Here is a 20,974-nt window from a genome sequence, read left to right as displayed (position 1 = left end):
TAAGTCTCGCCAAAGGCAAAACCTACTCCGCTTTAAAGGAGTGTAATCTGTTCATGGCTTTCACCATGTCTTGTTTAAACAAAATTTCGGTAGAACGCACGGCTTCATCTATCGCCGCCTCGATAAGCTCTTGCTCTTTAGCAGGTGCTTTTCCCAGTACGTAACCACTCACTTGATTTTTATCACCGGGATGACCGATACCTAAGCGTAAACGGTAGAAGTTTTTATCGTTAGCCAGTTTAGCAATAATATCTTTCAGACCATTGTGGCCGCCATGACCGCCACCGAGCTTAAACTTAGCCACACCGGGCGGCAGATCGAGTTCATCGTGAGCAACCAGAATCTCTTCCGGCGTGATACGAAAAAAATTCGCCAAAGCGCCAACCGCTTTACCGCTTAAATTCATATAAGTCGTCGGGATCAATAAGCGGACATCTTTACCGTGCAATACTGCTCTGGCGGTCAAGCCAAAGTACTTACTGTCAGCCACTAAAGTCACGCTGCAAATTCTCGCTAACTCAAGAACGTACCAAGCCCCCGCATTATGGCGAGTGTGTGCATATTCAGCACCTGGATTAGCCAGACCAACTATTAATTTTATTTCGCTCATGACACTCAATATCGTTATTTCGTCGATGACAGCCGCGCAAAGTGCCGACTGAACTGACCATACCAGCTAAAAACGCGGCATTTTAGCACTCAAACCCCAAGTCAACAAATGCCACGTCATCGCACAGGAGCAGAACACAAGGTCAGAACACAGAACAACAAAGCGTTAATTAAGCCCCATAGCATATTTAAGGACAGTCTTTTTGAGCGGAGAATTGATGTTTGCCAACTTTAACGCGCCATTACGCAGCAGCTTTAGCGGCAGAATATCGTTGCTAAAACCGGCGTAAAACAAATCCATCGCCGTCATCATCAATTGATTATCGCGATAACGCTTGCGCTGATATTGGGCAAGCACTTCATTCGACCACCAGAGGTTATTTTGAGTTAATGCCTCCTTTATTACCGCCAAAAATGCTTCGACATCCTTAAACCCAAGATTCACCCCTTGGCCTGCGAGGGGATTAATGGTGTGAGCGGCATCGCCTAAAATCACCACATTATGACTATAGTAGCGCTGGGCATGGCGACGAGTGAGGCCAAAACTGCCTTTATTCTCAACGGTGAAATCGGCATCTAAGCGCGCAGGGAAATGCACTCTTATCTGATCTGCAAGCTGTTTATTATTAAGCTGCATTAACTGCTTAATTCGATTGGCATCGTCGTACCACACCAGCGAAGCGTTATTGCCAGGTAAAGGTAATAAGGAACGTGGCCCTTTGGGCGTAAACTGCTGCCAAGTGACATCTTGCTGGCCCTGTGCGGTGTTGATATTGATCAACATGGCCGATTGAGCGTAATCCCAACCCGAAATGCCAATTCCCGCCCATTGACGTACCTGCGAGTGAGCACCATCGGCGCCAACCAACAACTTAGCGGTCAGTTTACTATTTGACTGTAAGTGCACGCTCACACTGTCGCTATCGCGTGCAAATGCCACCACTTTATCGGGACAATATAAAGTAATGCCAGCCAATTGTGTCATCTGTTGCCACAGGGCTAGTTGGATTAAACGGTTTTCGACTATATGGCCTAAATGGCTGGCACCAATTTGCGAACAGTGGAATTGGGTGATACAGCCATCGAGCTCCCAAGTTTCTAAGCCCAAATAAGGCACATTACGCATCTTAAGCAATGAGTCCAAGGCGCCAAGACGTTCAAGCAGCGTTTCAGAAGCAACACTGATGGCCGAGACTCGCACATCTAATGGCTGTTCGGCTTGATAAGCCTCTGGCGCAAAGGATTCAATCACCGCCACTTGCAAACCCTGTTGGGCTAATCCAATTGCCGTCGCCGCACCAACCATGCCGCCGCCGACAAGAATGACATCGAACTCAGTGCCTTCAGCATGAGTAACGTCAGAATGAGTCACGTTAGAATCTGTGGTGTCGGATATCATCTGTGCATGTGTCTCTTCAATCTGGCTCATCCTACTTACCACCTTAGTTACGACCTTAGTTACCACCTTTAAGCCCTTCTGTATTTCTGCCCAAGCGACTTTTCACAAACCCGCTCGATTATGCCTTATATCAAGATACCACGGAAATGTTGAGCGCATTTCGATTCGAAATCCGTGAAGACATAGGCATTCAAGCCCGAATAGTTTGCTGGAAATAACGAAAGCTCAGCCTGTTAACAATATTAATCTTGCCCAAATGCAGCCGAACAATAAAACCTACCATTTGTGAGGGTATCGTACTTGGCAAAAGCCAACAGCTAAAAGTGTGGACAAAGCTGGTCAGCAGCCGTAACAGCAGGTAAAATGTCGCGCTATTTTTATTGGTCATCTTAGGGCGACACAACTGATGAGTAAGAAACTCCATATCAAGACTTGGGGCTGTCAAATGAATGAGTATGACTCATCCAAGATGGCTGATCTGTTAGGCGAATACCAAGGTTATACCTTGACTGAAGAAGCGTCTGAGGCAGACATTCTCCTGCTCAACACTTGTTCTATCCGCGAAAAAGCGCAAGAAAAAGTGTTCCATCAGCTAGGACGCTGGAAGACGCTTAAAGATAAAAATCCCAATTTGATTATTGGCGTGGGCGGCTGTGTTGCCTCACAAGAAGGCAAAGCCATTAAAGACAGAGCCCAATGTGTCGACATTATTTTCGGACCACAAACCTTGCACCGTCTGCCCGAGATGATCGAGCAAGTGCGCCGTGGTGATAAAGCGGTTATCGATATCAGCTTCCCTGAAATCGAAAAATTCGACCGTCTGCCAGAGCCACGCGCCGAAGGCCCAACCGCGTTTGTGTCTATCATGGAAGGTTGCAGCAAATACTGCTCGTTCTGTGTTGTACCTTATACTCGCGGCGAAGAAGTCAGCCGTCCATCGGACGATATTATCCTTGAAATCGCCCAATTGGCAGAGCAAGGTGTGCGCGAAGTAAACTTGCTCGGCCAAAACGTGAATGCCTATCGCGGCGCAACTCACGATGGCGCAATTTGTACTTTTGCGGAATTACTGCGCTTCGTGGCAGCCATCGACGGTATCGACCGTATCCGCTTCACGACCAGTCACCCGATTGAATTTACACAAGATATCATCGACGTTTACGAAGATACCCCTGAACTTGTAAGCTTCTTGCACTTACCAGTGCAATCGGGTTCTGACCGTATTCTCACGGCGATGAAACGCGGCCATATGGCGATTGAATATAAGTCAATCATCCGCCGCCTGCGTAAAGCCCGTGAAGGGATTCAAATCAGCTCGGACTTTATCATTGGCTTCCCTGGCGAAACCAAAGAAGACTTCGCCGATACCATGAAGTTGATTGAAGACATAGGTTTCGACCACAGCTTCAGCTTTATCTATAGCGCACGTCCGGGCACGCCAGCGGCAGATTTACCCGATAACGTCGATATGGAAGAGAAAAAACAACGTCTGGCGATTCTGCAAGACCGCATCACCCAGCAAGCCATGCGCTACAGCCGCCACATGATGGGCACAGTGCAACGTATTCTGGTTGAAGGACCATCGGTGAAAAATCCTATGGAACTGCGCGGCCGTACTGAGAACAACCGAGTGGTGAACTTCGAAGGTCAACCAAAACACATTGGTACTTTCGTGGATGTCGAAATTGTCGACGTTTACACTAACTCACTGCGCGGTGTCTTTATCCGCGGCGAAGATGAAATGGATCTACGTCGTAGCCTGCGCCCTGCTGAAATTCTGGCCAAGCGCAAGCAAGATGATGAACTGGGTGTGACTCAATTTAAGCCATAAGCGCTAAATCGGCTTAACTTAAAAAATACCTATATAAAGAAGGGCGACTTAGTCGCCCTTTTGCTTTCACGCACTTTTGTTTAAGTCTACCGAGGCAATTGTTATTTTCCGTTAGCAATTATCGGCTATGGCTCGTAAACTAAAATTATCTTGCGATGGTTAACCAACCTCGTACCTTGCTTTCTTATTCGCTATTGGGAGTGCTATTTGTCCAGTAAATTAACTACCATGAATCTGTATCTCGAACCCGCAGAAACACGCCGTTTGGCTTCACTGTGCGGTCCATTCGATGACAATATCAAGCAGATAGAACGTCGCGTTGGCGTCGAAATCGTCCGTAAGAACAATCATTTCCAGATCACCGGACTGCCACGCAATTGTTTAAGCGCCAACAACTTACTCAAAGAACTCTACATCGAGACCCAAACGGTTAAAGGCAGCACGCCCGATCTTGAGCCTGAGCAAGTCCATATCGCTATTCAAGCGGCCATTGCCCTAGAGCAAGCAGACACTAACGACGACAGCGGTATTAATATCAAAACCCGCCGCGGTGTCATTAAGCCACGCAATCCGAATCAAAGCTTATATGTGGCCAATATTACGCGTCACGATATTACCTTCGGTATTGGTCCTGCAGGAACGGGCAAAACCTACCTTGCCGTAGCAGCGGCAGTAGATGCGTTAGAGCGCCAAGAAGTGCGCCGCATTCTGCTGACTCGCCCTGCGGTGGAAGCGGGTGAAAAACTCGGTTTCTTACCTGGCGATCTCAGCCAAAAGGTCGACCCTTATTTACGCCCCCTCTACGATGCCCTGTTCGAGATGCTTGGCTTTGAAAAAGTGGAACGCCTTATCGAGAAAAATGTAATAGAAGTGGCGCCGCTTGCCTATATGCGCGGTCGTACCTTAAACGATGCCTTTATTATTCTCGATGAAAGCCAAAACACCACAATCGAGCAGATGAAGATGTTCCTTACCCGTATCGGTTTCAATTCCCGTGCGGTGATCACAGGTGACATCACTCAAACCGACTTACCTAAACATCAAAAGTCAGGACTACGTCACGCGATTGAAGTGTTAAGCCAAGTCGAAGAAATCAGCTTTAACTTTTTTGTCTCCCAAGATGTAGTGCGCCATCCTGTGGTTGCCCGTATCGTTGAAGCCTATGAAGCCTTCGAGTTAAAAGAGCAAACCTTAAAAGCCAAAAAAGAAAGCCAGTACCAAAAGCAACAGCAGGAAGCCGCAACACATGAGTCTTGAGTTAGCCTTAGATATTCAACATGCCAGCACCAGTGAGTGGCTACCAACGGACGAACAATTCGCCCTTTGGGTCACTACCGCAATTGGCAATAGCATGGATGAAGCTGAATTAACCATACGTATCGTCGATAGCCGCGAGAGCCAAATGCTCAACAATACCTATCGGGGTAAAGACAAACCGACCAATGTACTGTCATTTCCCTTTGAAGCACCACCAGAAATTGAACTTCCTTTACTCGGAGATCTTGTCATTTGCGCGGCAGTCGTTGAAAATGAAGCCCGTGAACAACAAAAACCACTAGAAGCGCACTGGGCACACATGGTTGTACATGGTTGCTTGCATCTGCTAGGGTATGATCACATCGACGATGAAGAAGCCGAAGAGATGGAGTCATTAGAGACTCAACTCATTGAAAGCTTACGTTTTACTGACCCATATAAGGAACAATAATTAGCTAAGATAATTCCTATCAAAAGCTAATGAGAAAACTATGAGTGACGATATCCCCCCTAGTACGAACGCCCACAAGAAAGGTTGGTTTGATAGAGTAAGTCAGCTATTTCAGGGCGAACCTCAAAATCGCGAAGATCTAGTCGATGTGATTGATGGTGCCGAGCAGCGCGATTTGATCACCCAAGACACCCGCGAGATGATAAAAGGTGTATTAGACGTTTCTGATATGCGTGTTCGGGATATCATGATCCCAAGAGCTCAAATTGTCGCCCTCCAGATAGACAACTCGGTCGAAGAGTTACTTGCGACTGTGATTGGTTCAGGTCACTCGCGCTTCCCCGTTGTTAACGAAGATAAAGACCATATCGAAGGCATATTGCTTGCCAAAGATTTGATCCCTTACGGTTTCTCCAACAGTGATGAGCCCTTCTCACTGGATCGCGTGATCCGTCCCGCCGTGGTTGTGCCCGAAAGCAAACGCGTCGATGTTCTGCTAAAAGAATTCCGCTCTCAACGCTACCATATGGCGATTGTGGTTGACGAGTACGGCGGTGTATCGGGACTCGTGACTATCGAAGATATTCTTGAAGAAATTGTCGGCGAGATTGAAGACGAATTCGACCATGATAGCACTGAAGAAACCGAAATCCGCAAAGTCGGTAACACGGTTTATATGGTTAAAGCTTTGACGCCAATCGAAGATTTCAACGAAGAATTCAACACTGAATTCAGCGATGAAGAGTTTGATACCGTCGGTGGCTTAGTCTCACACGCCTTTGGCCATCTGCCAGAACGTAACGAGAGCATCATCATTGAAGGCATAGAATTTAAAGTCATCAATGCTGACACTAGGCGTTTAATCCAACTCAGAGTTAAACTCCCCGATCCTAATACTGGCGAAGACGTAGAATAATCACTCGTGCTAAAAAAAATCAGGGCTTTTGCCCAACAACAGTCCCAACCTAGTGCTTTGAGACTCGTACTGGCATTTGCTCTTGGCGCCAGTACGGCGCTTTCATTTGCGCCCTATTCCATTTGGATAATCTATCCGTTTGCCATGGCGATTGCCCTCTGGCACAGCCGAACGCTGAGCACTAAGGCAAGCTTTTACTATTGGTTAAGCTTTGGATTTGGCTGTTTTGCCGTAGGGATCAGCTGGGTTCACGTGAGCATGGATACCTTTGGTGGTATGCCGCTCATTGCCTCCGTTGGGTTAATGGCCTTGTTAGCCTTGTATTTAGCCTTGTATCCCGCGCTAACTGGTTTAGCGCTGGTTTGGTTAACTAAAACGCTGAGCCATGATGGTGAAACTCGATTTGGTCTTTGGCGTAATCTCGCCTTATTCCCCGCATTATGGACCTTGACCGAATGGGCTCGTGGCTGGGTAATGACAGGCTTCCCTTGGTTATGGGCGGGTTACTCGCAAACTCAAGGGCCGCTAAAACCCCTTGCCAGTATCATAGGCACACTGGGAATAAGTTTTGTATTGGCCATGCTCGCTGGTGCATTAGCGCTTTGTTTTACTAAGCGTTATAAGAGTTTACTGCTTTTACTGCCGCTCAGTATTCTGGCCGTGTGGGCTGCGCCTAAACTTTGGGACATTCATCCTACAGGTGAAAATGTTAAAGTGGCGCTGGTGCAAGGCAATATTCCCCAAAGCATGAAATGGGAACCCGATGCCCTGTGGCCGACACTGTTAAAATACATGGATTTATCCCGCGAACATCTGGATGCCGATATCATTATTTGGCCAGAAGCGGCAATTCCAGCGCCAGAATCTATGGTGCAGGATTTTTTAGATAACGCCAATAAAGTCGCCAATCTAAACCATACCTCAATTATCACTGGCATTATTAGCCATCAAAACAATGAGTTCTATAATTCATTGATTGTGCTTGGTAATCATAATCAGAAACAACAAGCAGGCCCAGACTATGAGGGCGATGGTAGCAATCAATTTAAGAAACACCATCTGTTGCCAATTGGCGAGTTTGTCCCCTTTGAAGCGCTGCTGCGCCCGATAGCACCTTTCTTTAATTTGCCCATGTCGTCCTTTACGCGAGGCGAATATCAACAGCCTAACCTCAGCGCCCTAGGCCATAAAATCGCTCCCGCGATTTGTTATGAAATAGCCTTTCCGGAACAGTTGCGCGACAACGTTAATCAAGGGACAGATATACTATTAACTGTCTCTAACGATGCATGGTTTGGTAGCTCAAATGGGCCATTACAGCATATGGAGATCGCTCAAATGCGCGCGGTTGAATTGGGTCGGCCTCTATTACGCGCAACCAACAATGGCGTGACAGCCATAGTCGATGAGCATGGCAATATCACAGCGTCATTGCCACAGTTTGAAATAGGTGTGCTAAGCGCAACCATTCCATTAGTCACAGGGCAAACTTGGTTTGCAAAATTAGGCCAAATGCCCCTACTGATACTCTGTGGTTTAATCGTTCTTCTTGGTCTTGCCCGACGTTTTAAAGCGCAATAGGATTTAGGCCATGCATTACCAAGTCAATAAACAAGATGTGGCAGGTTTTACCTTAATTGAACTTGTCGTTGTGATTATTGTGCTTGGGATCTTGGCTGTGATCGCCGCACCTAGATTTATCGGTTTAAGTAAAGAAGCGCGGATACAAACCTTAAGCCAAGTACAGGCCAGCGTTAAAACAGCCAATATGCTAGCTTACTCAAAAACCCAAATGCCTAGCCTACTGAGCCAAGCGGTAGCTGGGCGCGATGATATTATTGATATCGACCTCAATGGTGATGGCACTCCAGATACACGATTAAAATGGGGTTACCTCGATAATACTGATGTGGAAAAATGGATCACCTCAGATGATAAATTTATCATCCAATATCAAGGCATTGATATCACTTATATAGGCTACGATCTTAACAACAATTCCTTAGTGAATGATGACCAATGCTATTTCCGCTACACCCAAGCCAGCGATGCCAACACTCCGCCGCAATATGATATCAACACCCAAGGTTGTTAGGCTGACACTCAGTTAACCTGTGTTATCCCGCAATTGTCTGCGAATACATTAGGCTGATTGCGCGTTCCACGTTAAGGTGAACGATTAGACGTGGCCTTATACCAATCGCAGTACTGTGTCTGCATAGCCAATATGATTGGTACCATTACCTCGTTCCTTAACCAAGGTACACAGTCAAGGCAACTCTATGGCACAGCTTCGCGTGCGCTACCAAACCCACGAATTTGGGGATCTCGACATTCATGTCAGAACCCTAAGAAATAACCAAGAATTTGAAGACCTAGATGGCGAAGCTGAAAAGCTCGGTATTTCCTCCGCAACTTGGCCATTATTTGGCATAGTTTGGCCGTCTAGCCAAGTGCTATCCCATCATATGGCCGATTATCAAATTGATAATAAACGCATTCTTGAAGTTGGCTGCGGTATAGGGCTGGCAAGTCTAGTGCTAAACCACAGACATGCCGACATCACAGCAACCGACTATCACCCTGAGTCGGAGAATTTCCTTAAACAGAATGTCGATTTAAATCATGGTCGTGCGATTCCGTTTGTTCGAACAGGGTGGGCAGATGCACAAACTAATTTAGGTTTATTTGACCTCATTATCGGCAGCGATCTCTTGTACGAACAAAAACATGCCGATCTCTTATCACAATTTATTGAGCAGCATGCTAAACCAATTTGTGATGTAGTCTTAGTCGATCCCGGTCGTGGTAATCATGCCAAATTCAGTAAACGTATGGTCACCTTAGGTTACGAACACACGCAACATAAACCCATTCACACTGAATTTTTATTAGCGCCCTTTGGCGGTCAAATCCTCAACTACTCTCGTACCAACAGTTGATACAGCCTAATTAATGCAAATATGAGCCATTTAGGTCTAATAGAACTCAAAAAAAAACGACGCTGAGGCGTCGTTTTAGCTGCATAACATCACCACCTTGATTAAGGCGTTAGCGGCTCGCGGGTAAATTCTTCATGGTCACATTCAGGACAGTCAGGGATGGGACTTGGAAATTCAATACTCATTTCATTACCACAGTTAGTGCACACCATGATGCCCTGATTCACAATATCACCACTCTTGTAGTAGCCTTGGTGCTTAAAATCTTGCGTTAACTCATGCCATTCTACTTGGCTGCGGTCGGTGATTTCACTGAGCCAATGCCAAAGCGTATTCTCTAAAGTAATCACGGTTGGGCTATGACTCAAACTATCCGCGTTCTGCTCACGGAGAAAACTCGTAATATCACGCTTTAAGAATTGTTCGACTAAAGCGAGTTCATCTTCCCCTGCCTGTTCTTTAAGACGTAAATACTCCTTACCTTGAGTGACAGAATTGAATAAGTTCTTTACAGTCATAGTGTTATCTTCTGAAAATTGAGATTTCACTTCGGTAATTAAGGCTTGATACAGTCCTAGTAACGCGTTACTTCTATCATTCATAACCAATACTCCTTCATACGAACCTTTTTAATGCATCGCTTCTAGTTTATTCTATGCAGATCTTACTCGCGCTGATATGGCGTTAGATCCAATAATAGGCGGCACTGCCGGAAATAGAGTGATGCAAGAGCAATATAATCCCTCAGAAATTGAAGCCTTAGTGCAAAAGCACTGGCATGACAACAAAACCTTCGAAGTCACTGAAGACGCAAACAAAGAAAAGTTTTATTGCCTTTCGATGTTTCCGTACCCTTCTGGCAGACTCCACATGGGACACGTACGCAACTATACCATAGGTGACGTAGTTGCACGCTTTCAACGTCTTCAAGGCAAAAACGTGCTCCAGCCTATTGGTTGGGACTCCTTTGGTTTACCCGCAGAAAATGCCGCGATTAACAACAAGACTGCGCCTGCGCCATGGACCTATGAAAACATAGAATACATGAAGAACCAGCTGAAATTGCTGGGTTTTGGTTACGATTGGAGCCGTGAAATCGCCACTTGTACCCCTGAATATTATCGCTGGGAACAATGGTTCTTCACTAAGTTGTACGAGAAGGGCCTAGTCTATAAAAAGACAGCTTCAGTCAACTGGTGTCCAAACGATGAAACCGTACTGGCGAACGAGCAAGTTCAAGACGGTTGCTGCTGGCGCTGTGATACCCCTGTGGAACAAAAAGAAATTCCACAGTGGTTTATTAAGATCACTGCCTATGCAGAAGAATTGTTAAACGATATCGATACCTTAGATGGCTGGCCTGAACAGGTTAAGACCATGCAGCGCAACTGGATTGGTCGCAGCGAAGGTGTAGAAATGACCTTCGGCGTCGCAGGTCACGATAAAACCTTCGATATCTATACCACACGTCCAGATACCTTAATGGGTGTGACCTATGTGGCGATTGCCGCAGGTCATCCATTAGCTGAAATCGCCGCGCAAACCAATCCTGAGCTTGCCGCCTTTATCGATGAGTGCAAAAACAGCACAACATCTGAAGCCGAACTCGCGACTATGGAAAAACGCGGTGTCGCTATAGGGCTTTTCGCCATTCATCCGATCACTGGTAAGCAAGTGCCGATTTGGGCAGCTAACTTTGTGTTGATGAACTATGGCACAGGTGCCGTAATGTCAGTTCCTGGGCACGACCAACGTGACTTTGAATTTGCAAAAAAATACGGTCTAGCAATTGAGGCTGTGATCAAGCCTGTTGATGGCGAAGTGGACATTAGCGAAGCCGCTTATACCGAAAAAGGCGTACTGTTTAACTCGGGAGAGTTTGACGGTTTAGACTTTGAAGCGGGCTTTAATGCCATCGCTAACAAGTTAGTCGCCGAAGGTAAAGGTAAGCGCCAAGTCAACTATCGTCTACGCGATTGGGGTGTTTCACGTCAGCGTTACTGGGGCGCACCTATTCCTATGGTGACCTTAGCCGACGGCACTGTGATCCCAACGCCAGCTGATCAACTGCCAGTATTACTGCCAGAAGATGTCGTGATGGACGGGATTCAAAGCCCTATCAAGGCCGATAAAGAATGGGCGAAAATCCAAGTCAACGGTCAAGATGCGCTGCGCGAAACCGATACCTTCGATACCTTTATGGAATCGTCTTGGTATTACGCCCGTTATTGCAGCCCGCATGCAGACGAAATGTTAGATCCTGCTAAAGCCAACTACTGGCTACCTGTGGATCAATACATTGGCGGTATCGAACACGCTTGTATGCATTTGTTATATTTCCGCTTCTTCCACAAGTTGCTGCGGGATGCGGGTCTGGTTAACTCTAACGAGCCAGCCAAACAACTGCTGACCCAAGGCATGGTGTTGGCCGATGCTTTCTACTACATCAACGAAAAAGGCGCCCGTGTATGGGTTTCGCCTTTAGATGTAGCGACTACAGAAAAAGACGACAAGGGCCGTATTACTAAGGCTATCGACAAAGACGGCAACGAGCTGGTTTATACCGGCATGTGCAAGATGTCTAAGTCGAAAAACAATGGTATCGATCCTCAAGTCATGGTCGAAAAATACGGCGCCGATACGGTTCGCCTATTTATGATGTTCGCCTCACCACCAGAATTAACTCTGGAATGGCAAGAGTCTGGCGTTGAAGGCGCACACCGCTTCATTAAACGTCTGTGGAAACTTGCAAGCGAGTATATCGCCCAAGACAATAGCGAAGCCTTAGATGTCAGCAAGTTAACAAGCGAGCAAAAAGCGCTGCGCCGTGAGGTCCACAAGACGATCGCGAAAGTGACCGACGATATCGGCCGCCGTCAGATGTTCAACACTGCGGTTGCCGCCGTGATGGAACTGATGAACCATCTGCAAAAAGCGCCACAAACGACAGGCCAAGACAACGCCATTATCGGCGAAGCCTTATCCGCCATCGTACGTTTGCTGTACCCTATCATTCCACATGTGAGCTTTAACCTGTGGAACGAGATAGGTAATGCAAGCAACATCGAAGATAGCCAATGGCCAATCGTTGATGAAGCTGCGCTAGTTGAAGACAGCAAGCTCATCGTTGTGCAAGTTAACGGTAAAGTTCGCGCAAAAATCACAGTGGCAGCCGACGCTGATAAAGAATCAGTAGAAGCCTTAGGCATGAGTGATGAACACGTGATCAAATACCTAGACGGCCTGACAGTACGTAAAGTGATCTATGTGCCGGGCAAACTGCTCAGCATAGTGGCCAATTAACGGCTGCTAATAACTCGCTATACTCAAAGCCAATGAAGTTGCAGCATAGCTGCAACTTCAAGTCAGCAGGGTATACCACGAATAGGAAACCGCGAAATCTATGCTAATCAAACGCATATGCTTCGCAATCATGGCACTGGTCATTATGACCAGTGCTGGTTGCGGTTTTAAGCTTCAACGCAGTTATCAGATCCCTGATGCCCTCAATCATTTGAGTTTGAGCAGCGTGGATGAATACAGTGAACTCACCCGTCTGGTGCGTGAACGCCTGCGCTTGAACAATATCCAAGTTGTCGACGCCGCCGATGACGTTCCAGTATTAAGGCTAATCACCGACTCCCTTGAACGCTCGACATTATCTTTGTACCCCACAGGTAACGTCGCCGAGTATGAGCTAATTTATTTAGTCGAATTTGCTGTGGCACTGCCGGGCAAAGAAGCGCAGCCTTTCAAGGTTGAAATTCGCCGCGACTACTTAGACGATCCGCGTACCGCATTGGCAAAGAGTCGTGAAATGGAATTGCTGACGAAGGAAATGCGTATCCAAGCTGCCGATCGTATTCTGCAGGCAATGGCCAGTACTGAGGTGAATTAATGCGGGGCTATCATTAAATGAGAGTCTATCCAGACCAACTCTCCCGCCACCTTAACCAGTTATTTCCTTGTTATCTGATTTTTGGGGATGATCCTTGGTTGATTGAAACCACCAAAGATCAGATCCGCCAATTCGCCAAGCGTCAGGGATTCGATGAAAAAGTCCAACTCATTCAAGAGACGGGCTTTAATTGGAACGATCTGACTCAGGAATGGCAGGCCATGAGCCTGTTTTCCAGTAAACGCTTGATTGAGCTAACCCTTCCCCAAGCTAAGCCCGGTGCCGAAGGCTCAAGCACACTGCAAGCCCTATTGCAGACGCCCAATCCCGATATGCTGTTGATTATCGAAGGGCCAAAGCTCGCCACAGAGCAAACCAACAGTAAATGGTTTAAGACCTTAGATGCCCATGGCATGTATCTGCCCTGCGCCACGCCAGAGGGCGAGCAGTTTATGCGCTGGCTTGATGGCCGCATCAAGCACTTTAAGCTCAATCTGCAGCCTGATGCCCGTGCTATGCTGCATTCTCTGTATGAAGGGAATTTACTGGCTGCCGATCAAGCCATGCAGTTGCTGCAACTCCTGAGCCCAGCAAAACCCGTCAGTGCCGACGAACTGGGCCACTATTTTGAAGATCAGTCGCGCTTCACCGTATTCCAACTCACGGATGCATTGCTGAATAATAAACAGGATAGCGCGCAGCACATGCTAGCCCAGCTCAATGGCGAAGGCACTGCCTTACCTATCCTGCTGTGGGCCTTGTTTAAAGAACTCGGTTTGTTATTCAATTTGAAATGCGAGCAAGCCCAAGGCGTTGCGCTAAGTGCACTCTGGGGTAAACATCGAATTTGGGATAAACGTAAACCACTGTATCAAGCGGCGCTGCAACGACTCAGCCTTGAACAACTCGAACATATGCTCGCCCTCGCCTCGAAACTTGAGCTCAACTTAAAGCAGCAGGGTAAAGAGGATTGGACCGGTCTGAGCCACCTGTGTCTGTTATTTGATCCTAGAGCCCATCGGCACCTGGCACATATAGCCATAGACTAATCATTGATTAACCAAAGAGTTGATATGCGTATTGGTATTTTAGGCGGCACCTTTGACCCGATACACTATGGTCATATCCGTCCGGCGATGGAAGTGAAACAAGCATTAGCCTTGGATAAAATCCTACTGATGCCGAACCATATTCCGCCCCATAAACAGCAGCCGAACTTAACCACAACACAGCGCCTCAAAATGGTAGCTGATGTCTGTCAGCAACTCGACGGATTTGCACTGTGCGACATCGAAGCTAAACGTGACACGCCTTCCTACACAGTTGTCACGCTTGAGCAACTGAAAGCCTTACATTCGGAAGACGAGCTGTTTTTTATCATGGGGATGGACTCTTTCCTCCAATTAAAAAGCTGGTATGAGTGGCAACGCCTGTTCGACTTTGCCCATCTCGTTGTCTGTCAGCGCCCGGGTTGGCAGCTCGATGCAGAGCATCCTATGCAGCAGATATTGACGGCCCGCAGTCAAGCGCCCCAAGGGGCACTGGAAGGGCATACTCGCAGTGTCCATAAAAACAGTGGGCAGATTTTCCCTGTTACAATTACGCCACAGGATATTTCCTCGACGCTCATTCGTGAACAACTGGCAAAAGGCGAAATGCCCGCCGATTTACTCATGCCAGTCACGCTAGATTACATAAAAAATCAACGACTTGACTTACCTTAGCTCGAACCGTAAGCAGATATCGCCAACTCAACTGCCAATGACAATGTATTCCCAGCATCAACACTGGTATACTACCGCGCTATTTAAAATTAATGAGGTACGCCAGCGTGCAGAGCGCGGAATTAAAACAGTTTGTTGTCGACAAGATCGACGACTTGAAAGCCAGAGACGTTGTTGTTCTGGATGTCAGTAAGCAATCTAACATCACTGACTACATGGTCATATGTTCAGGTACATCAAAGACTCACGTTAAAGCTATCGCCGAAAACCTTGTGGTTGAAGCGAAAAAAGCCGGTATTCCACCTTTAGGTGTTGAAGGCCGCGAAAGCAGCGAATGGGTTCTTGTGGACATGGGCGATGTGATCCTGCACGTTATGCAAGATCAAACCCGTGATTTCTACCAGCTTGAAAAGCTCTGGTCAGAAAAGCAAGACTGATGAAGTTACAGCTCATCGCAGTAGGAACACGGATGCCCGATTGGGTTACCCGTGGTTTCGAAGAATACCAGCGCCGTTTTCCCCGTGATATGGCGCTGGAGCTTATCGAAATACCCGCTGGAAAGCGGGGGAAAAATGCCGACATTGTCCGGATACTTCAAAAAGAAGGCGAACAAATGTTGGCGGCCATTCCCAAAGGTAATCATATTGTTAGCTTAGATCTCCCCGGCAAAAACTGGACGACCCCCGAGCTAGCAACCGCGCTGACTAAATGGCAACTCGATGGTCGCGACGTCAGTTTACTGATTGGTGGACCTGAAGGATTAGCGCCAGCTTGCAAAGAAGCGGCAAACCAAAGTTGGTGTCTTTCGGCATTAACCTTACCTCACCCACTCGTACGGGTGGTGGTTGCCGAAAGTTTGTACCGCGCGTGGAGCGTGAACACGAATCACCCCTACCATAGAGAATAGCGGGATCTTGATGTTAACGAGTGTCAACCACCCGTCATGGGATCAGCCGGAGATAGCATAAGTGTCGCCAAAAAAGCGGATAACAATGCATGATCACGCCGCCGAGGCGTCTCTTTTTAAGCGCAGGGCGCTTTTCACTTTTTTTTGCGTTTTCGCTCTATTTTGCGTACTAGTCACCAACCTTTATCATTTACAGGTTGAATCCTATAAAGATTATGCAACTCGCTCAAATGATAATCGCATCCGTGTTGTTCCAATTGCCCCTAGTCGTGGTCTCATTTACGATCGCAACGGCATACTTTTAGCTGAAAATTTACCCTTTTATTCCCTCGATCTCGTGCCTGAAAAAATCAGTAACATGTCAGAGACCTTAGATGAACTCGGCAAGTTAATTGAGATCAGCGATGACGAGCGCGAAACCTTTACTGACGCCCTGAAATTTCATCGCCGTTTCAAACCGTTAACACTGAAAAACCAGCTCACCGAAGAGCAAGTGGCCATTTTTAGTGTTAACCAACACAGATTTCCGGGTATTTCAGTCGAAGCGGGTCTTAAACGTAACTATCCCTACGGCGCGCAAATCACCCATGTGCTGGGCTATGTAGGCAAAATTAACACCCGAGATCGCGCCCAACTTGAACGCAGCGATCTGTGGAAAAACTATGCGGCAACCAAAGACATTGGTAAGCAAGGCATTGAAAAATTTTATGAATCTTTGCTGCATGGCAAACCCGGACACTTAGAAGAAGAAGTGAACAACCGCGGCCGCGCCATTCGCACCTTAAAAATTGTGCCGCCAGAGCCGGGGCAAGATATTTACCTCACCTTAGATCTCAAGCTGCAACAAAAAGCGGTGGAACTACTCACAGGTCTGCGCGGTTCTATTGTTGCCATCGATCCCCGTGACGGTGGAGTATTAGCTATGGTATCGAGCCCAAGCTATGATCCAAACCAGTTTGTACAAGGCATTAATAGCAAAGATTACAGTGCGTTACTCAATGATAAATCCCGCCCTTTGATCAACCGTGCGACTCAAGGTCAATATGCACCTGCGTCTACCATCAAGCCTCACCTCGCACTGTTAGGCCTTGATGAGAAAGCCATTAGCGAGAGTACCCGAGTGTGGGATCCCGGTTTTTGGCAAATACCTGGTGTTGAACGTAAATACCGCGACTGGAAACGCTGGGGGCATGGCTGGGTCAACGTTTATAGCGCGATTGTAGAATCCTGCGATACCTTTTTCTATGAGTTAGCCTATAAGGTCGGTGTCGATCATATCGCCCGCTTTATGGAGCAATTTGGCTTTGGCCAAAATACAGGGATTGATATCTTTGAAGAATCGGCTGGCAACATGCCATCCAAGGAATGGAAACGCTTAAAGTACAATCAAGCTTGGTATATAGGCGACACCATTTCCGTCGGTATTGGCCAAGGTTATTGGACGGCAACGCCATTACAACTCGCTAATGCCGTTGGGATTATGGCCAACAAAGGCCGCCGTCTCCCGCCACATCTGCTGAGATCCATTAAAGACAATACTGCCAAAATTGACTCACCGATTAATGAGTTACCGCCAATTGAACTTAAAAATCCCCGTAACTGGAACATCATCAACGAAGCTATGCGCCAAACTGCAAATAAGTCACGCTTTACCGATGCCACTTACACTGCCGCAATGAAAACCGGTACTGCACAGGTCATCGGCGTGGCGGAAAATACTAAATACGATGCCAGTAAAATTGCCGAACATTTCCGCGATAATGCCTTAGTTGTGGCCTATGCGCCCTTCGAGGATCCTAAAATCGTCCTCGCCGTCGTGATGGAAAACGCAGGTTGGGGCGGCGCAAATGCTGGCCCAGTCGCTCGAGCTATGCTCGATGAATATATGCTTAGAGATACTTGGAAACCCATACCATGAGTACCCATAGCCAATATCAAAACATCTGGCAACGCTTGCACATAGACTTGCCATTATTGCTCGGACTATTAGCTGTGATGGGCTTTGGCCTGTTTGTCATCTATTCTGCCAGCGGTGCAGATTTAGAGATGATGGAACGACAACTATTCCGTATGGTGTTGTCGCTAGGCATCATGTTTACCATGGCACAAATCAATCCTGAAGCGCTTAAACGTTGGGCATTACCCATTTATCTTGCGGGGGTTGTCTTGCTGCTTGGGGTACACTTTTTCGGTGAAATCAATAAAGGCGCGCAGCGCTGGTTGAACTTAGGCTTTATGGAGTTCCAACCCTCAGAGCTTATTAAACTCGCCTTCCCCATCACAATGGCTTGGTATATCAGTAAGTTCCCTCTTCCCCCCAAGAAACGTTACCTCGCTGGCGCAGGAGTGATTTTACTCGTACCAACCCTATTGATCGCTAAACAACCCGACTTAGGCACCTCAATTTTGGTGGCCGCATCGGGGATTTTCGTGCTGTTTTTATCGGGCATGAGCTGGATCATTGTTGGCAGTTTTATCGCGGCAGTACTCGCCTTCCTGCCTATCCTTTGGTATTTCTTGATGCACGATTACCAAAGAACGCGGGTATTAACCCTGCTCGATCCTGAACAAGATCCCCTCGGCGCGGGTTATCACATTATCCAGTCGAAAATCGCCATCGGCTCAGGTGGGCTTTGGGGCAAAGGTTGGCTCGAAGGCACTCAATCACAGCTTGAGTTTATTCCCGAGCGCCATACCGATTTTATCTTTGCGGTGATAGGTGAAGAATTTGGCTTAATTGGCAGTATCTTACTGTTAATTATGTACCTTTACATCATAGGCCGTGGGTTAGTCATCGCCTCCCGCGCACAAACCAGTTTCGCTCGTCTACTGGCTGGCAGTATCACGCTGACGTTTTTCGTTTATGTTTTTGTGAATATTGGCATGGTTTCAGGTATCCTGCCCGTGGTAGGTGTACCACTGCCCCTTGTCAGTTATGGTGGAACCTCCATGCTGACATTGATGACAGGGTTTGGCATTCTTATGAGCATTCATACCCATAGACGTTTCGTAGATAGATAATTTTAGGGACTTTTTTATGCCTACTCTCCGAGCTTATTTGGCTCCACTCGGTTTACTGTGTTTAAGTTCATGCTTAGTCGCATGCACCACGGCAAATGAACCGACACCCGCGCAGGCACCCGCTTCAAGCACCCCAGTGGCTCCCGCAGTGGATAAAGTATTAGTACCCGCCACTCCCGCTGAGCTTAAAGAAGAGTTTATCCAAGCTCAAGTAAAACAAGGTTTTACTCGGACAGAAGTGCTCGCTTTTCTCGACAAAGCAAAATACAACCAAGGGGTTATCGATGCGATGACCCGTCCATGGGAAGCAAAACCTTGGCATGTGTATTACCCGATTTTTTTAACAGAAAAACGTCTTGATGCTGGGCTCGCTTTTTGGAAAAAACACGAGAAAACCATTGCTAAAGCGGCGGCTAAGTACCAAGTCGACCCACAGATTATCGTCGCCATTATTGGAATTGAAACCTTCTACGGCCAGTTCACAGGTAATTACCCTGTGATTGATTCCCTCTATACCTTAGGTTTTCACTATCCGCCTCGCGCCACCTTTTTCCGCAAGGAATTTGGTGAGTTGATGAAATTAGTCAAAGAAGAACACTTAGATATCAATACCCTCAAAGGCTCCTATGCGGGTGCCATGGGTTATGGGCAGTTTATTCCCTCAAGTTACCGCCATTACGCCGTCGATTTCGATAACAGTGGTAACCGCGATTTATTGCAAAGCCCAGAGGATGCGATTGGCAGTGTTGCCAATTATTTCCATGAACACGGTTGGCAAGCCAATGCTCCTGTTGCTTTACCGCTGGTCAATAGCAGCCAAACAGCGCCAAAAGCGAAAGTATGGGCAGGCGAAAAGCTCAATTATAAAGTCGCCAATATTCTAACGCCAACCTTGTCCTTGGCTGATGCGAGGGACTTGGATGTCTCGCAAAAAGCCTTACTCATTAAACTGGAACAAGCCGATCACGATGATTATTGGCTTGGCTTAAACAATTTTTATGTAATCACTCGCTATAATCGCAGTCCTTTGTATTCAATGGCCGTTTATCAATTTAGCCAACAATTAAAGGAACAGCATGCCGCTAAAAAATAATCTTTTACAGCTTGTCGCTTTGGTTGCGTGCTTCACACTTGTTGCGTGTTCTTCGAGCCCAAACCAAGCTAGCTCCAGCACAAACAAAAAAAATATGGATCCCAACAAGGGGCGCTATTCGCTAAAGAATGACAAGTTGCCACTCAATCCACCCAATGTGGACCATGTGCCAAATGCCACGCCTAAGTACGAGCCCTATAGTCGCCGCGGTAACAAGCCCTATACGGTTTACGGCGAGTCTTACACTGTGATGAACACAGGCCAAGGTTTTAGTGAAACGGGCCGTGCCTCATGGTACGGTGAAAAATTTCATGGCTATGAGACATCCAATGGCGAACCCTATGACATGTATTCCATGTCAGGTGCCCATAAAACGCTGCCACTGCCAAGTTATGCTCGGATCACTAACTTAGATAACAATAAGCAAGTGATCATTCGTATCAACGATCGCGGGCCATTCCACTCAGACCGTATTCTCGACGTCTCCTACGCCGCCGCCTATAAACTCGGCATGCTCGGCAAAGGAACCGCGCGGATCAAACTCGATGTGGTGTATGTCGGCAGTTTCGCGGCCACTAATTCGGCTATTGCCAGCGCGCAAGATACAGGTAATCATTACATTCAGTTAGTCGCATCGAAAGATAAAGCCAAACTCAATACCATGGCGAAAAATCTGGAGCGAAAATATCAGGTAAAGACCCGTGTACAAGCCGCAAACAATATGTTTAGACTACAGCTCGGCCCCATAGGCCAACCTGAGTTAGCAGACAAACTGCTCAATAACGTCCAGCAAAATGGGTTTCCTGAGGGCTATATAGTCCATGAGTAATGACTGTTTGCTCGGACCAAAATTGATTTAAAAATAGAGATGAAGGAACCTTCACTAAAACCCACAGTCAGAAAGTGGTACACTGTTGGAGATCTTC

At 47.1% G+C, this 20,974-nt stretch carries 20 protein-coding genes; 17 read left to right on the top strand and 3 right to left on the bottom strand.

Annotated features, from left to right (window positions below; genetic code table 11):
• Window positions 1-22 precede the first annotated feature (22 nt).
• Window positions 23-610, bottom strand: coding sequence for an aminoacyl-tRNA hydrolase (gene pth, locus L5M49_RS14590; RefSeq protein ID WP_263266338.1), 588 nt, complete (start codon window positions 608-610; stop codon window positions 23-25).
• Between the two features lie 165 nt (window positions 611-775).
• A complete protein-coding gene (locus L5M49_RS14585) occupies window positions 776-2,038 on the bottom strand; it encodes an FAD-dependent monooxygenase (protein ID WP_263266337.1) in 1,263 nt (420 codons plus the stop codon).
• Window positions 2,039-2,414: 376 nt separating this feature from the next.
• Between L5M49_RS14585 and miaB the strand changes: the two genes are divergently transcribed.
• The 7 genes from miaB (at window position 2,415) to L5M49_RS14550 (ending at window position 9,405) form a co-directional block, all read left to right on the top strand.
• Window positions 2,415-3,839, top strand: coding sequence for a tRNA (N6-isopentenyl adenosine(37)-C2)-methylthiotransferase MiaB (gene miaB / locus L5M49_RS14580; RefSeq protein WP_006082739.1), 1,425 nt, complete (start codon window positions 2,415-2,417; stop codon window positions 3,837-3,839).
• 207 nt (window positions 3,840-4,046) lie between these two features.
• Window positions 4,047-5,096 carry a PhoH family protein gene (locus tag L5M49_RS14575; RefSeq protein WP_131523233.1) on the top strand — a complete coding sequence of 350 codons (1,050 nt, stop codon included), beginning with the start codon at window positions 4,047-4,049 and terminating at the stop codon, window positions 5,094-5,096.
• A complete protein-coding gene (gene ybeY, locus L5M49_RS14570) occupies window positions 5,086-5,547 on the top strand; it encodes an rRNA maturation RNase YbeY (RefSeq protein ID WP_263266336.1) in 462 nt (153 codons plus the stop codon). Before L5M49_RS14575 ends, ybeY begins: the two co-directional genes overlap by 11 nt.
• Window positions 5,548-5,587: 40 nt before the next feature.
• Window positions 5,588-6,463, top strand: coding sequence for a CNNM family magnesium/cobalt transport protein CorC (gene corC, locus L5M49_RS14565; RefSeq protein ID WP_006082742.1), 876 nt, complete (start codon window positions 5,588-5,590; stop codon window positions 6,461-6,463).
• 6 nt (window positions 6,464-6,469) lie between these two features.
• Entirely contained in the window at window positions 6,470-8,044 is a 1,575-nt protein-coding gene (lnt, locus tag L5M49_RS14560; RefSeq protein WP_263266335.1) for an apolipoprotein N-acyltransferase, read from the top strand.
• Window positions 8,045-8,054: 10 nt separating this feature from the next.
• On the top strand, window positions 8,055-8,558 hold the full coding sequence (locus L5M49_RS14555) for a type II secretion system protein (protein ID WP_263266334.1): 504 nt from the start codon (window positions 8,055-8,057) through the stop codon (window positions 8,556-8,558).
• A gap of 187 nt (window positions 8,559-8,745) precedes the next feature.
• Window positions 8,746-9,405: a class I SAM-dependent methyltransferase gene (locus L5M49_RS14550; RefSeq protein WP_263266333.1), complete on the top strand. Its 660-nt coding sequence runs from the start codon at window positions 8,746-8,748 to the stop codon at window positions 9,403-9,405.
• Between the two features lie 101 nt (window positions 9,406-9,506).
• On the opposite strand, the gene L5M49_RS14545 is transcribed toward L5M49_RS14550, so the two are convergent.
• Window positions 9,507-10,007: a zinc ribbon-containing protein gene (locus L5M49_RS14545; RefSeq protein ID WP_173497496.1), complete on the bottom strand. Its 501-nt coding sequence runs from the start codon at window positions 10,005-10,007 to the stop codon at window positions 9,507-9,509.
• Between the two features lie 121 nt (window positions 10,008-10,128).
• Here L5M49_RS14545 and leuS point away from each other — a divergent pair, with 121 nt between their 5' ends.
• The 10 genes from leuS (at window position 10,129) to L5M49_RS14495 (ending at window position 20,877) form a co-directional block, all read left to right on the top strand.
• Window positions 10,129-12,708, top strand: coding sequence for a leucine--tRNA ligase (gene leuS / locus L5M49_RS14540; protein WP_263266332.1), 2,580 nt, complete (start codon window positions 10,129-10,131; stop codon window positions 12,706-12,708).
• A 100-nt stretch (window positions 12,709-12,808) separates the two neighbouring features.
• Window positions 12,809-13,303, top strand: a complete 495-nt coding sequence (lptE, locus tag L5M49_RS14535; protein ID WP_028761476.1) for an LPS assembly lipoprotein LptE — start codon at window positions 12,809-12,811, stop codon at window positions 13,301-13,303.
• Window positions 13,304-13,320: 17 nt separating this feature from the next.
• Entirely contained in the window at window positions 13,321-14,352 is a 1,032-nt protein-coding gene (gene holA / locus L5M49_RS14530) for a DNA polymerase III subunit delta (RefSeq protein WP_028761477.1), read from the top strand.
• 24 nt (window positions 14,353-14,376) lie between these two features.
• Window positions 14,377-15,027, top strand: coding sequence for a nicotinate-nucleotide adenylyltransferase (gene nadD / locus L5M49_RS14525; RefSeq protein WP_263266331.1), 651 nt, complete (start codon window positions 14,377-14,379; stop codon window positions 15,025-15,027).
• 107 nt (window positions 15,028-15,134) lie between these two features.
• Entirely contained in the window at window positions 15,135-15,464 is a 330-nt protein-coding gene (gene rsfS, locus L5M49_RS14520; RefSeq protein WP_006082751.1) for a ribosome silencing factor, read from the top strand.
• Window positions 15,464-15,934, top strand: coding sequence for a 23S rRNA (pseudouridine(1915)-N(3))-methyltransferase RlmH (gene rlmH / locus L5M49_RS14515; RefSeq protein ID WP_006082752.1), 471 nt, complete (start codon window positions 15,464-15,466; stop codon window positions 15,932-15,934). Before rsfS ends, rlmH begins: the two co-directional genes overlap by 1 nt.
• 61 nt (window positions 15,935-15,995) lie before the next feature.
• Window positions 15,996-17,852 carry a penicillin-binding protein 2 gene (gene mrdA / locus L5M49_RS14510; protein WP_131523225.1) on the top strand — a complete coding sequence of 619 codons (1,857 nt, stop codon included), beginning with the start codon at window positions 15,996-15,998 and terminating at the stop codon, window positions 17,850-17,852.
• Window positions 17,849-18,955, top strand: coding sequence for a rod shape-determining protein RodA (gene rodA / locus L5M49_RS14505; protein ID WP_028761480.1), 1,107 nt, complete (start codon window positions 17,849-17,851; stop codon window positions 18,953-18,955). Before mrdA ends, rodA begins: the two co-directional genes overlap by 4 nt.
• A gap of 16 nt (window positions 18,956-18,971) precedes the next feature.
• Window positions 18,972-20,048 carry a lytic murein transglycosylase B gene (gene mltB, locus L5M49_RS14500; RefSeq protein ID WP_105251681.1) on the top strand — a complete coding sequence of 359 codons (1,077 nt, stop codon included), beginning with the start codon at window positions 18,972-18,974 and terminating at the stop codon, window positions 20,046-20,048.
• Window positions 20,032-20,877 (top strand): septal ring lytic transglycosylase RlpA family protein, encoded by an 846-nt coding sequence (locus L5M49_RS14495; RefSeq protein ID WP_263266330.1) that lies wholly within the window; start codon window positions 20,032-20,034, stop codon window positions 20,875-20,877. The genes mltB and L5M49_RS14495 overlap by 17 nt, the downstream gene beginning before the upstream one ends.
• Window positions 20,878-20,974: the final 97 nt, after the last annotated feature.

It is taken from the genome of Shewanella sp. SM74 (genome assembly GCF_025653725.1).
Classification (GTDB): Bacteria; Pseudomonadota; Gammaproteobacteria; order Enterobacterales; family Shewanellaceae; genus Shewanella; species Shewanella oncorhynchi.
The sequence above is the reverse complement of the archived record's forward strand: the minus strand, read 5'-3'. Positions and strand labels throughout refer to the sequence as shown.

Excerpts from the sequence above, each read along its gene's own strand:
- mltB (WP_105251681.1), top strand. The coding sequence starts at position 18,972 with ATGCCTACTCTCCGAGCTTATTTGGCTCCACTCGGTTTACTGTGTTTA.
- lptE (WP_028761476.1), top strand. The coding sequence starts at position 12,809 with ATGCTAATCAAACGCATATGCTTCGCAATCATGGCACTGGTCATTATG.
- corC (WP_006082742.1), top strand. The coding sequence starts at position 5,588 with ATGAGTGACGATATCCCCCCTAGTACGAACGCCCACAAGAAAGGTTGG.
- nadD (WP_263266331.1), top strand. The coding sequence starts at position 14,377 with ATGCGTATTGGTATTTTAGGCGGCACCTTTGACCCGATACACTATGGT.
- rlmH (WP_006082752.1), top strand. The coding sequence starts at position 15,464 with ATGAAGTTACAGCTCATCGCAGTAGGAACACGGATGCCCGATTGGGTT.
- ybeY (WP_263266336.1), top strand. The coding sequence starts at position 5,086 with ATGAGTCTTGAGTTAGCCTTAGATATTCAACATGCCAGCACCAGTGAG.
- miaB (WP_006082739.1), top strand. The coding sequence starts at position 2,415 with ATGAGTAAGAAACTCCATATCAAGACTTGGGGCTGTCAAATGAATGAG.
- L5M49_RS14585 (WP_263266337.1), bottom strand. The coding sequence starts at position 2,038 with ATGAGCCAGATTGAAGAGACACATGCACAGATGATATCCGACACCACA.
- L5M49_RS14555 (WP_263266334.1), top strand. The coding sequence starts at position 8,055 with ATGCATTACCAAGTCAATAAACAAGATGTGGCAGGTTTTACCTTAATT.
- leuS (WP_263266332.1), top strand. The coding sequence starts at position 10,129 with ATGCAAGAGCAATATAATCCCTCAGAAATTGAAGCCTTAGTGCAAAAG.
- L5M49_RS14545 (WP_173497496.1), bottom strand. The coding sequence starts at position 10,007 with ATGAATGATAGAAGTAACGCGTTACTAGGACTGTATCAAGCCTTAATT.
- holA (WP_028761477.1), top strand. The coding sequence starts at position 13,321 with ATGAGAGTCTATCCAGACCAACTCTCCCGCCACCTTAACCAGTTATTT.
- rodA (WP_028761480.1), top strand. The coding sequence starts at position 17,849 with ATGAGTACCCATAGCCAATATCAAAACATCTGGCAACGCTTGCACATA.
- L5M49_RS14495 (WP_263266330.1), top strand. The coding sequence starts at position 20,032 with ATGCCGCTAAAAAATAATCTTTTACAGCTTGTCGCTTTGGTTGCGTGC.
- L5M49_RS14550 (WP_263266333.1), top strand. The coding sequence starts at position 8,746 with ATGGCACAGCTTCGCGTGCGCTACCAAACCCACGAATTTGGGGATCTC.
- pth (WP_263266338.1), bottom strand. The coding sequence starts at position 610 with ATGAGCGAAATAAAATTAATAGTTGGTCTGGCTAATCCAGGTGCTGAA.